This window comes from Oceanobacillus sp. MO10714A (assembly GCF_037072045.1).
GTDB lineage: Bacteria > Bacillota > Bacilli > Bacillales > Amphibacillaceae > Oceanobacillus > Oceanobacillus indicireducens.
Genome location: NZ_JAXHDC010000066.1, coordinates 1 through 12,325, shown reverse-complemented (window position 1 = coordinate 12,325; position 12,325 = coordinate 1). Strand labels below are relative to the sequence as shown.

The window sequence follows — 12,325 nt, the reverse complement described above, 5'->3', positions numbered from 1 at the left end:
AGTGCTCCAGTTTGTACGTTGATAAACGGGCGCTTGCGCCTTTGATCATGGATTGAATTACAGGAACTTATAATATATACTAACAATTAAAATAATTGAAGGGATGATGCTAATGATCCAGCAACAATCAATTCCTCCTCTACATGAACTTGCTGTCATTTTAGATGGAAAACTGCTCCGTCTTGAAGAACTTCCCATTGAAGACAAGCTTGTTCGCTACCTCTTATCTGAAAACCTCTTAGCAACAAAACCCGCCCTCCAAAAATCATTTCTCCGAACAAAATGCATGCGCTGTGGTAATGAAACTGCCCGCAAATTTGCGAAAATACCCTGTAAAAAATGTGAAAATACCCATTTTTATTGTAGAAGTTGTATCGATATGGGGAGACTGATGGAATGTGATGCCCTTTATTATTGGAATGGGCCACCAGCAGTCTGGCCGAAACATGAAAATCCGTGTTCATGGGATGGAACATTAACTAGGGCGCAAGAGAAAGCTGCTTTACGAATTACAGAAGCAATTATAAATAGGGAGAAAGAAATTTTGGCGTGGGCGGTTTGTGGGGCGGGGAAAACGGAAATGCTTTTCCCTGGAATCTCCAAGGCATTGGAAAAAGGGATGCGAATTTGTTTGGCAACACCACGGGCAGATGTTGTCCGGGAGTTAAAGCCTAGGCTGGAAGAAGCTTTTCAAGATATCCCAATCCAAGCTCTATACGGTGGCAGCAAAGATAAGCATAAACATGCACAACTTCTAATTGCAACAACCCATCAACTCCTTCGTTACAAGGAGGCGTTTGACGTTATGATTATTGATGAGGTTGATGCCTTCCCCTTTCACGCCGATCCAGCTCTTCCATTTGCCGAGAAGCGCTCTCGCAAATCAACTTGTACAACAATCTATCTCACTGCAACCCCTAGGGAAGTTCTGAAAACTAAGATTCGCCGAGGCAAATTGGCGCATGTTTTCGTCCCCCTTCGCTATCACGGCCATCCACTTCCCGTTCCACAATTAAAAATGTGGTATGCACTAAATAAAGAACTTCCGAAACAGAATGCCTCTAATCCGCTCTTCCGCTGGCTTCTGAACAGGAAGAACCCGGAAAGACAGCTCCTTTTATTCCTTCCTACAGTAGAATTGACCAACCAACTGAAAACTACATTTACGAATTTAATGCTCGAACACAAGCTCATCAACCATCCTGATGAATTAGATGCAGTTCACGCTGCTGACCGGGACAGGGAGGAAAAAGTCATGTCTTTCCGTGACAAAAAGTTAAAAGTTATTTTGACAACGACTATTCTTGAACGCGGTGTAACTTTCCCTTCTGTTGATGTTGCGATTCTTGATGCTGGGCATGATGTATTCGATGAAGCAGCCCTCGTTCAAATAGCCGGTCGAGCGGGAAGAAATGCGAACGATCCAACAGGGGAAGTGATGTTTTTCCACGACGGGAAAACGGAGGCAATGCTTGCTGCCATTTATTCGATCAAACAAATGAATAAGCGAGGAGGTTTTTAGAATGAACTGTTTATGGTGTGAGGCAGAACAAAGTAGAAATATAGGTTGGAATAATTTCTTGTCTTTAATGCAACCATCCGAACTATGTGATTCTTGTGTGACGAATCTAACGTTCTTGCAGGATTCCCCGAGTCGTTGTGCGAAATGCAGCAGAGAAATCACGGAAGAGACTTGCTTTGACTGCCAACGTTGGGAAAAACGCACTCAAGGTGATCCACTTCAATTGAATTATTCTGTTTTTCAATACAATCCTTTCCTGCAAGAGGTTATTGCAAAATGGAAATACCGCGGTGATTATGTTTTGGGAGAATTATTCCGTCCTTATTTGCGGAAAGCGTTCTTTAAAAAATTCGGAAAGAAAAAGAAAGAATTAACAGCCGTCCCTATTCCTTTAAGCGAGGAAAGATTAGCAGAGCGCGGATTTAATCAAGCGGAAATGCTTGCCGATTTCTTGCCGGTCCAAACAAAGTCTGTATTCATTCGAATAGATAGTGAAAAGCAGTCCAAGAAGAACCGTAAAGAACGAGTCACAGCTAAGAATCCTTTTTCACTCACTGAAAAAATTAAAACTCCTGTTCTTTTGGTCGATGATATATATACAACAGGAACTACATTACGGCATGCCAGCGAACTATTAATAAAACAAGGTTGTCCGCAGGTTTATGCATTAACGCTCATTCGTGGATAAAATGTTATAATGAAAGAAGAACGAAAAAAAGGGGAATTTTTCATGGCAGAATTAGCTAACTGTTCCCGTTGTGGAGCAGTCTATGTAAGGACGATTCGCGATATTTGTCAGGATTGCTATAAGCAAGAGGAAGAAGCATTCCAGACCGTATATCATTTTTTACGTGAGAAAAAGAACCGGAAAGCAACGATGATTGAAATTGTGGAAGCTACGGGTGTAGAAGAAAAAATGATTATGAAATTTGTTAAAGAAAGGCGTTTGTTGCCGACAGATTTTCCAAACCTTGCTTATCCTTGTGACAGATGTGGTAGAGGTATTACGACTGGTAAGCTTTGTGAGAATTGTCAAAACGAATTGAAGAGTGAACTTGCTATACTCGAAGAAGAGGAACGGACAAAACAAGAACGTGAAGAAAGAGAACGAGAAAACGTCTATTTTTCTTTTAATAAGGATAAAAACTAAATAATCCTTCATAACTTTGATTAGATGCCGATACTATTAATAGGTGTAAGTATAAAATAATTGCTCGTTATAGATAGATGGGAGGAGGAAGAGGAATGAAAATCAATCGACCGAATCAACTGAATTTCAATCCTTATAAACAACAGCTCCAAAAACAGACAGAAATGAAAAAAGCTGCAAAACGTTCGGATGAGCTACAAATTTCCAAGGAAGCTCTTAAGCTTCAGGAAAAAGGTCAGCCGAATAATAACCGTGCCAAAAAGGTTCAGGAAATCAAACAACAGATAGAAAATGGAGAATACAAAGTGGACCATGAAGTTGCTGCACAGAAAATGTTCGAGTTTTGGAAGAAGTAAGTTTAATGGGGAACAAGTCCATTCAAAGGAGGACCTATTAGTCCATGAATGAATTAAGACAAGCATTAACTGAATTAGTAGGCCTGCATCGGGAACTGCTCAGCATATCTGTTGAAAAAATGGAAGGTATCAAAGTTGGGAACATCGATAGCCTGCAACCTCTTTTAACCAGAGAACGGAAGCTTGTGCAAAAGATCGAGCAGGTGGAAAAGATACGCATTCAACTTGTAAATAATTGGATCGAAGCAGAAGAGATAACTGATGCAGAACCGACTATTACGTTCATACTGGAACAAATGACGAACGAAACGGAGAGGCTAGAGCTTGAAGAAGTGACGATTGAATTAACGAAGGTCATTACTGAACTGAAAGCTCAGGAAAAATTGAACATCGCCCTCATTAACCAATCCATGCAATTTGTACAAATGTCATTGGATTTAATGAGTCCGTCTCTAAAAAATATGAATTACTCGAATATGGATAAACCTGATGTTGAACAACCAAATCGATCCATATTTGATTCGAAGGCATAACTTAAGATAAAGGAGTAACAGCAAATGAGTACATTTCACGGATTGGAAATGGCAAAACAAGCATTATTTGCCCAGCAATCTGCTTTACATACAACTGGTCATAACATTGCAAACGCAAATACAGAAGGTTACTCGAGACAACGAGTGAATTATGTGACTGATATAGCGATGCCTAGCGCTTCAAAAAACCGAACGGGGATTCCTGGCCAAATCGGGACTGGGGTAAAAGCCGGTTCGATTCAGCGCATACGCGACCAGTTTCTTGATGGCCAGTTCCGCGGAGAGAATAGCTTAGCAGGGTATTGGGAAAAACGCGCGGACGCTCTTGGACGCATGGAGGATGTATTGAATGACTTGGATGATACTGGATTGTCCCAAGTGATGGACCAGTTCTGGAGTGCGCTTCAGGATCTTGCGGTGAATCCGACGAATGGCGGTGCACGTTCCGTCGTTGTTCAGCGTGGAAAGGCCCTAAGCGAAACATTTAATTATCTTAATCAGTCCTTAACGCAGATACGGAGTGATTTAAAAACGGAAATGAATCATGCCGTGGAAAGTGTCAACCGGATCTCAGAGCAGATTAGTGACTTGAATACACGGATTAAAGCACTTGAAATCAATGGCTATGTTCCGAATGATTTATATGATCAGCGTGACCTGCTTATTGACAAACTATCCGGAATCATACCGATTGAAGTGAGTTACGAGAAATCAAGTGAGCATGTTGGTGACGTCGCCCAAGGTCTTGCAGTGATTGAAGTGAAGACAGAGGAATTCACCGATGCAGATGGAAATATACAGAACGGTTATAAGCTTGTTGACGGAGCAAACTTAACGTACCAGTCGATTTCCCTTGAAGAAGCAGAAAGTGATGGCTTTTCTTATATTAGCGGAATTCAGCTTGATATAGACGGGGCCCCCCTAAAATTGGATACGGGAAAAGCTGGGGCATTGCAATCTCTGATTGATACTTACGGCAGTGGAGAAAATGAAGGAGAATTCCTGAAAGGTCTTAAAGATTTGGCTGCACTACGGGATAATTTTATCGATGCATTTAACGCGGTTCATCGTGAAGGAGTTCCAATTGGAGAGACTGACGGACCAGTTGATTTCTTTGTGATTGATGAGGATGGCAATATGGCTGTAAATCAAGATATTATTGATAACCCTAAATTGATCGCTGCAGCGCTTGAAGGAGAAGGCGACGGGAAGAATGCTCTAGAGCTTGCAAAAGTGTTTGATGAGGCAGGAATAAAAGAAGCTTACTCACAAATAACTGGTTCATTAGCCGTTCAAGTAGAGGACGCTGAAAGAATGAGAAGGAATACAACCGTGTTAGTCAGCCAGCTGGAAAACGATCGACAATCCATCGGTTCCGTTTCGCTGGATGAGGAAATGACAAACATGATTAAGTTTCAGCATGCGTACAACGCAATGGCTCGTTCGATGACGGCAACGGACGAATTATTGGACCGTATTATTAATAATTTGGGGCTTGTAGGAAGGTAGGTCATAATGATGCGTGTTACACAAAGTATGATTTCAAATAATCTATTAAGCAATTTAAATAGAAGCTATGCAAAGATGGATAAATATTTTGATCAGTTGAATACGGGGAAGAAGTTCAGCCGTCCATCCGAAGATCCAGTTGCAGCTTTGAAGGGAATTGGCTACCGGACGGAATTGCACCGAATCGAACAGTATCAGCGGAATACCGGTGAAGTGCAAAATTGGTTTGACAATACAGATGCCGCATTGGAACAGGCAAATAGTGGTTTGCAGCGACTTCGTTATCTCGCTGTCCAGGCAAGTAATGGCACATATGGTGAAGGCGAGCTAAAAAATATAGCTGAAGAAGCCGAACAAATTAAACAAGACCTCATCGATGTGGCAAATACAAAAGTAAATGATAAATATATTTTTAATGGTACGAAAACCAATGAACCGCCTGTCAAAATTGTAGACGGGGAAGTCGTTCCTAATTTTGATGAAAACGCGGTTGAAATCGAGATTGCAGCTGGTGTGAACATAACCGTGAACAGCGATGGGAATAAGATATTTACTGACGAAGAAGCGGATATGTTTGCAGTAATTGATTCGTTCATCGAAAGCTTGAAGAGTGGGAATGCTGACGGAGAAATCGACCAAAGCATTGCCGCTTTAGACGGAGTTATTGATAATGTAATCAATGCCCAGGCCGACCTTGGAGCGCGAATGAACCGGTTGGAATTGGTAGAGAACCGTCTAGAACAGCAAGAAATCGTAGCCACCGGATCTTTATCCGCAAATGAAGATGTGAATTATGCGGAAGCAATTACAAATTTGATTACGCAACAAAGTATTCACCAGGCGGCACTTGCCAGTGGTTCACGGATTATTCAACCAAGTCTTGTTGATTTTCTTAGATAAATAATAGAAGCCCTTAGCCCTATGAAAGGACTTTGGGTTTTTTTCTATGAAAGAAACCAGTCCCAAAACACGGTCGCCAAACCATGGAATGAGAGGAAGAATATTAATGAAACTTGATACGAAATATTTAGGTGTTGTAGAAATCGATGAAAGGAAAAAGATCAATTTTCCTAATGGTCTCCCGGGTTTCCCGGAAGAGACAGAATTCATTATTTTAGAATTGCCGAATAATGCAGCATTTCAATTACTGCAATCAACGAAAACGAGTAATCTTGCCTTTGTAATTACCAATCCATATCTATTCTATCAAGCGTATGAATTAAAGCTGGATGAAGATTTGCTCGATCTATTAAAAATTACAGCTAAGGAGGATGTGGCAGTCTACGCGATTGTGACATTGAATAAACCATTCTCGCAAAGTACGATGAATTTACGAGCCCCAATCATTATTAATACGAAGCAATTAATCGGTAAACAGTATATTTTAAGTGACCATACGTATTCTTCCAAGGTCGCGATTGCCCCAGACGAGAAGGGAGCTAGAACATGCTAGTTTTAACGAGAAAGAAAAATGAAGCAATCCAAATTGGGGACGATATTGAAATCAAGGTGCTGGGGATGGAAGGAGATCAAGTAAAGCTCGGGATTGAAGCACCGAAATCTGTAGATATTCACCGAAAAGAAATTTATTTGGATATTAAGGAACAGAATAACGCAGCAGCCAATCTTACGCTCGATTTGCTTGAGCTAATGAACGACAACACATTGGACAAGTAATTTGTAAATTCCCCTTCAAAACTTCGAAAACATGCCGATACTACTAGTAGATATATATGAGGGGGATGAATAGGGATGGCGATAGAAAAGATCGGATCTCAGCCAATCATTCAGAGCAACATTCAACTTAAACAAGAGAAGTCAGTTGATAGACCTATAATAGCTACGAAAGAAAACCAACAAAAAGAAAATTCAAATGTAAAAATTGAAAAATACGGTAAAATGCAAAGAGATGCGGTCGAAGAAGCGGTTGATAATCTCAATCAATTTTTAGAACCATCTCGCCGCAATTTGAAGTTCGAATTACATGATAAGCTTGATAAATATTATGTGACGGTAGTTGATTCAACAACGGATGAAGTAATTAAGGAAATTCCACCAAAGAAAATTCTCGATATGTATGCGGCGATGGCGGAATTCATGGGATTACTTGTCGATGAAAAAATATAAGGAAGTGAGCATATGCGTATAGGTGGCTTGGCCAGTGGTATTGATACAGATTCAATGATAAGAGACTTGATGAATGCGGAACGGATTCCGTTAAATAAACTCCAGCAGCAACGGACGAAAATGGAATGGCAACGTGACGCTTTCCGTGACATTAATAAGCAGATTGCCGAACTGGAACTGCTAATTGAAAACATGCGGTTAACTAGTGGCAATACAATTAACCCGAAGACAGTGAAATCTTCTATGGAAGAAGCAGTGACTGCGACAGGATCTGCTGTAGCTGGGAATGGTGCTTTTAAGATTGCTGTTACGCAACTTGCCTCTAATGCAATTAATAAGGGAAATGCTTCTAAGGAAGATATTGAGAGTAAAATCTCTGAATACGCTGATAAAGAGGTTTCTTTTTATACTTATGATGTAGAAGAAGGGGAAATGAAAGAGCGCAAATTTACTATCAGTGAAGACGATACGATTGATTCGATTGCAAAAAAAATCCAAGGTGCAGATAAAAATATTCGTGCCTTTTATGATGAAACATCGAAGACTTTTGTAATGGAAACGAAACGTTCTGGTAATTATAATACGACCGAAGAATTTGGTGGAAAAGAAATAGGGTTTGGAGAGGGAAGCGAATTTTTCCTTGATGTTCTTAATATGGATCAGGAACAAGAGAAAGGTGGAACAAACGCAAAATTCACCTATAATGATGTTGTTGAATTAGAGTCAAAGGATAATCGCTACACATTAAATGGTATGACATTTACCTTCCATGATGTAACAGGAATAGATGAAAATAATAAACCAATTAATGCAACACTCACAGTTACAAATGATATTGATAAAGCTGTGGAAAATATTACAGAATTCGTCAATAAATATAATGAACTCATAACAACATTGAACGGAACACAGCAAGAACCAATTTATCGCGATTTCCCACCACTTACGGAAGAGCAAATGGAAGAAATGTCTGAAAGGCAAATCGAGCTTTGGGAAGAAAAGGCGAAAAGCGGACTATTGCGCAGAGAATCAATTATTCCATCTGCCTTAACAAGTCTCCGCTCGACCTGGTCGTCCACTGTTGATAATGACGGGGCATTTCGCCTAATGGCTCAAATAGGAATTACGACTACGGAAGATTATATGGATGGTGGGCTTCTTAAAATTGATGAAAATATATTACGTGAGAAGTTAGAAGAAGATGCAACATCTGTCCAAAATCTGTTATTCAATAGTTCGGAAGGTCCGAGCCGAGGGCTGTTAAATCGGGTAGAAGACTCGCTCGAGACGACAATTGGTAAAATTGAGAAACGAGCAGGAAAAGGTCACTTTACGAACCAGATGTATACGATGGGGCGCGAACTTGAAACGATGGAAAAGCGGATTAAAGCATTTGAAGATCGCTTAGAGCAAGTGGAAGACAGATATTGGCGTCAATTCTCCGCAATGGAGCGGGCAATTTCCATGATGAACAATCAATCGGCGATGTTAATGGACTTCGGTGGTAATATGTACCAATAAGGAGTGATACAAGATGAATAGAGCATATCAAACCTATCAAAATAATGCAGTAAATACAGCATCTGGCGGAGAATTAACCCTTATGCTTTACAATGGTTGCATAAAATTTGTGAAGCAAGCTATGAAAGATATGGATGCAAATGACTATGAAGCGAAGAACAGAAATATTCAAAAGGCGCAAAATATAATTCGTGAACTATTAATTACATTAGATCCAAAAGTGGAGATATCTAAGCAATTCCAGCCACTTTATGAATTTATGCTTAATGAATTAACAGCTGCGAATATCGATAACAGCCCTGAAAAGCTAGAGAATGTTCTTGGTCTTGTAACTGAATTCAGAGATACATGGAAACAAGTACTCCTTCAGCATCGTAAGCAACAATATTCCCAAAGGCCAACAGTCTAATGGAAGTATTGGAGAAAGTCTATGAATTGACTAAAGAGTTGACAACATTACTGGAACAACCCGTAACATCAAAGAACCGGGATGATGTCATTCAACAGTTAAATGAACTTATTGAGGAACGGGGAAAATGGATGGAGCAACTGTCTCCTCCATACTCAGACGAAGAAATGAAGCTTGGTAATGAAATCGCCAAGTTGAATCCAAAAATTCAGATGAAAATGCAAAATCTTTTTACGGATTTAAAGACAGAAATGAAACAAATGCAACAACAAAAGAAATCCCAACAATTTTACACAAATCCTTATAAAAATGTATCCACCTTAGACGGTACCTTTTTAGACCGTAAAAATTAACAAGAAGGAAGTGCCATAACCTTTCGTAATCACAAGGTTAAAGTTATGGCACTTCCTTTTAATATACAAGAGAAATTGTCGATCACTTTCATACAGCGAAAGTATTTTGTGCATTCATTTTATTGGCGTTCTAATTACCGTTCAATTGCCCGGTGGACGGATGCTTTCCGCGGGCACAGCCGAAGCCTCGACGCACAGGACGTGGCGTACTTAGTCTGCCTCGGAAGGAAACCGCTTCCTGCGGGGTCTCCGAACTCGTGCTATTCCCACAGGAGTCACCGTCCGCCGGGCAACTGAACTGGTTGAGAGGGTTATAATTAACGGAAACTATCCCACTGCGATGAAAGTTCTAATTCCTAATATAAATAGGGTTCCAAATTTGGCTTTCCCTCGGAGCAGTCCAGACACCTTGAGACTCCTGCGGGAGGATAGGCTTGGTGAGACCCCACAGGGCGCTAGCCCGAGGAGGCTCACCAGCCGCCCGCGGAAAGCGAGAGGTGTCTGGACTGCGGACCTCCAGAGGTAAGTTGCACACCACTTACGCTCAATGAAAGTATTTTAACAATTCATTGGAAAAACAACACTTTTTTAAAATATCCATGTCTAGCCATATACTTTGTCGACGAAATTTGGGTTAACAAATTTGCTACATGGAAGAGGAAATCTAGCGAAATATGAATCTAGTACAAAGATATTGTAAAAATTAATAAAAAAATGTTTCCAGCCTAAACATTGTTATATCAAGCTTTACCATTGCCCATCAGTGAAACCATTTACACAACGTAAACGTTTGAGGAGGAAAAGTACCGGGAAACATAGTATACTATATATATAAAGAATTAAAGGAGGACACTTTTATGAGATTTAACATTCGTGGAGAAAATATTGAGGTTACCGATGCTATTAGAGAGTATGTGGAAAAGAAAATCAGCAAGCTTGAGCGCTATTTCGATACTACTCAATCAACTGATGTTCATGTAAATTTAAGTGTCTATAATGATGAGCAGCGCATCGAAGTAACAATTCCAATGACCGACCTCCTATTACGTGGGGAAGTACGACACGACGATCTATATGCAGCAATCGATTTAGTAGTAGATAAGTTAGAAAGACAAGTTCGAAAATATAAAACCAAAATCAACCGTAAATCCCGTCAACATGGTGCACCTAAGCATGTATTTGCGGAAATGGAAAGAGAACTTGCGGATAATGAAGATACATCTGATAACTTTGAAATCGTGCGTACGAAGCGATTTGATTTGAAACCGATGGATTCTGAAGAAGCGATACTTCAGATGGATATGCTCGGTCACTCCTTCTTTGTCTTTAATAATGTAGAATCAGGTGAAACAAGTGTTGTGTATCGCCGAAAAGATGGTAAATACGGTTTAATTGAACCAACACTGTAAGAAATAGGATATATTAGAAGGTTCCAAGCAAATTTTAAACGCTTGGAACCTTTTCACTTATTATTATTTTACTAGTTATGTCCAGCCTCTATTAGAATTATTCCTCTGCACCATAGCTGATTAAATTTGTGAAAATACGATATCCCCCTGGTACTTGACTGTCTATTTGACGATAGAAGACTAGGCTGGAATAAAGGTATGTTCCTTCACCATAATCCGCTAATAGGATACCACCGTCGAATGCCTCTTCATCGGGGTCTGCCATTTCTACGAATGTCTCGTAACGGTCATCCCAATTCATCGGGAAGTAGAGACCGCGTTCCTGCACCCAGTTGTCCCAGTCTTTATCTGTGATCTGGTTTGGATAATTGAATAGCTTGTGCTCAGGCTGAGTCATTGTAACTTCTGCATTTTCATCGGTAACCCGCCATTCAATTGATGGTGAGCCGATCTCCAGATGATAAGGAGCTGAAGCTTCGACATCCCAGTTATCTCCTGGCTTGTGATATTGAACCACAAGGTGACCGCCCTCCTCTACATATTGAAGAAGTCTAGCGTTATTCTCGACTAAATCTGGTCGGGACAAGTTGGCTCTGATACCAGTCACAATAGTATCAAATTGAGATAAATCACTTGATGCTAGGTCTTCTTCTGTCAGTTTTGTAATATTAAAGCCAGCATTAATTAAGTGATTTGCGACATTATCAAATCCGCTTTCAATATAACCGACTTTAAGGTTGTCTGGGATAAGCAATTCAAAGGCTTCACCATCGGCAGCAGATGAATAAAGAAAATATTCATCATTTATATGATCATATTGAATCTCTTGCACTGTTGTGTCAAAGGTTTTTCCATTAGATATTGCATAAGCTTCAATTTCAAAATTGCCTTCCTCTATATCTGCAGGCGGACTAACAGTAAAGGTTACTTCCTGTTCTTCAAAACGCTCTGTGAATGAAACCTCTGTTGTATTTGGTTCACTTGTCCACCCTTCAGGCAATTTTAATGCTACTTCCGCATCTCGTGAATTTATGTCATAGTTCTTAACTCTAACCTTAAGTGGTATATTTTCTTTTACATCTGCGGTATTTACCATTATGCTTTCAGGATCAACGCTAACAGCAAGCTCCGGAAGCACAGCTGCTGTAATGTCGAGTTCTAAAGGAACAGCTGTCTCTGTTCCTTTTTCCTTAAAGGACATGATAGGCTGTATTACAGGTTCATCATAAGGATGATAATATGCTTCATCCTCAGGAACTTCTAAATAGAACACTGCTGTTTTTGTTTCTCCCGGCTTTAAATGTTGGGTATTCGGATTATTGTGTGGAATATCCAAAATAAATAGATGATGCTTACCCTATTCTAAATCGGATAATAGTGTAGAAAATCAAGTTTTGAGAAATCTTGCTCGATTAATCTGTTTATATATTAATGAA

15 protein-coding genes are annotated in these 12,325 nt (G+C 40.0%); 14 read left to right on the top strand and 1 reads right to left on the bottom strand.

What is annotated here, in order from left to right; translation table 11 throughout:
• Window positions 1-112 precede the first annotated feature (112 nt).
• The 14 genes from SPD53_RS18410 (at window position 113) to hpf (ending at window position 10,889) form a co-directional block, all read left to right on the top strand.
• The gene (locus tag SPD53_RS18410; protein WP_336253414.1) at window positions 113-1,522 is read left to right on the top strand and encodes a DEAD/DEAH box helicase; all 1,410 of its coding nucleotides are present in this window, start codon (window positions 113-115) and stop codon (window positions 1,520-1,522) included.
• Between the two features lies 1 nt (window position 1,523).
• Window positions 1,524-2,210: a ComF family protein gene (locus SPD53_RS18405; protein WP_336253413.1), complete on the top strand. Its 687-nt coding sequence runs from the start codon at window positions 1,524-1,526 to the stop codon at window positions 2,208-2,210.
• Between the two features lie 42 nt (window positions 2,211-2,252).
• Window positions 2,253-2,672: a TIGR03826 family flagellar region protein gene (locus tag SPD53_RS18400; protein ID WP_336253412.1), complete on the top strand. Its 420-nt coding sequence runs from the start codon at window positions 2,253-2,255 to the stop codon at window positions 2,670-2,672.
• A 95-nt stretch (window positions 2,673-2,767) separates the two neighbouring features.
• A complete protein-coding gene (gene flgM, locus SPD53_RS18395) occupies window positions 2,768-3,028 on the top strand; it encodes a flagellar biosynthesis anti-sigma factor FlgM (protein WP_188856300.1) in 261 nt (86 codons plus the stop codon).
• A gap of 44 nt (window positions 3,029-3,072) precedes the next feature.
• Window positions 3,073-3,561, top strand: a complete 489-nt coding sequence (locus tag SPD53_RS18390; protein ID WP_156855612.1) for a flagellar protein FlgN — start codon at window positions 3,073-3,075, stop codon at window positions 3,559-3,561.
• Window positions 3,562-3,585: 24 nt separating this feature from the next.
• A complete protein-coding gene (gene flgK / locus SPD53_RS18385) occupies window positions 3,586-5,070 on the top strand; it encodes a flagellar hook-associated protein FlgK (RefSeq protein WP_188856301.1) in 1,485 nt (494 codons plus the stop codon).
• A gap of 6 nt (window positions 5,071-5,076) precedes the next feature.
• On the top strand, window positions 5,077-5,970 hold the full coding sequence (flgL, locus tag SPD53_RS18380) for a flagellar hook-associated protein FlgL (protein WP_308425579.1): 894 nt from the start codon (window positions 5,077-5,079) through the stop codon (window positions 5,968-5,970).
• 106 nt (window positions 5,971-6,076) lie between these two features.
• On the top strand, window positions 6,077-6,523 hold the full coding sequence (fliW, locus tag SPD53_RS18375) for a flagellar assembly protein FliW (protein WP_156855610.1): 447 nt from the start codon (window positions 6,077-6,079) through the stop codon (window positions 6,521-6,523).
• Entirely contained in the window at window positions 6,517-6,747 is a 231-nt protein-coding gene (gene csrA / locus SPD53_RS18370) for a carbon storage regulator CsrA (protein WP_336253411.1), read from the top strand. The genes fliW and csrA overlap by 7 nt, the downstream gene beginning before the upstream one ends.
• 75 nt (window positions 6,748-6,822) lie before the next feature.
• Window positions 6,823-7,197 carry a flagellar protein FlaG gene (flaG, locus tag SPD53_RS18365; RefSeq protein ID WP_156855608.1) on the top strand — a complete coding sequence of 125 codons (375 nt, stop codon included), beginning with the start codon at window positions 6,823-6,825 and terminating at the stop codon, window positions 7,195-7,197.
• Window positions 7,198-7,209: 12 nt separating this feature from the next.
• Window positions 7,210-8,718 (top strand): flagellar filament capping protein FliD, encoded by a 1,509-nt coding sequence (gene fliD, locus SPD53_RS18360; RefSeq protein WP_336253410.1) that lies wholly within the window; start codon window positions 7,210-7,212, stop codon window positions 8,716-8,718.
• Between the two features lie 13 nt (window positions 8,719-8,731).
• Window positions 8,732-9,127: a flagellar export chaperone FliS gene (fliS, locus tag SPD53_RS18355; RefSeq protein WP_156855606.1), complete on the top strand. Its 396-nt coding sequence runs from the start codon at window positions 8,732-8,734 to the stop codon at window positions 9,125-9,127.
• Window positions 9,127-9,480: a flagellar protein FliT gene (locus SPD53_RS18350; RefSeq protein WP_188856304.1), complete on the top strand. Its 354-nt coding sequence runs from the start codon at window positions 9,127-9,129 to the stop codon at window positions 9,478-9,480. Before fliS ends, SPD53_RS18350 begins: the two co-directional genes overlap by 1 nt.
• A gap of 857 nt (window positions 9,481-10,337) precedes the next feature.
• The gene (gene hpf / locus SPD53_RS18345) at window positions 10,338-10,889 is read left to right on the top strand and encodes a ribosome hibernation-promoting factor, HPF/YfiA family (RefSeq protein ID WP_156855604.1); all 552 of its coding nucleotides are present in this window, start codon (window positions 10,338-10,340) and stop codon (window positions 10,887-10,889) included.
• 97 nt (window positions 10,890-10,986) lie between these two features.
• Here the strand turns inward: hpf and SPD53_RS18340 are convergent, their stop codons facing one another.
• Complete coding sequence (locus tag SPD53_RS18340; protein WP_336253409.1) at window positions 10,987-12,225, bottom strand: COG1470 family protein; 1,239 nt, start codon at window positions 12,223-12,225, stop codon at window positions 10,987-10,989.
• Window positions 12,226-12,325 lie beyond the last annotated feature (100 nt).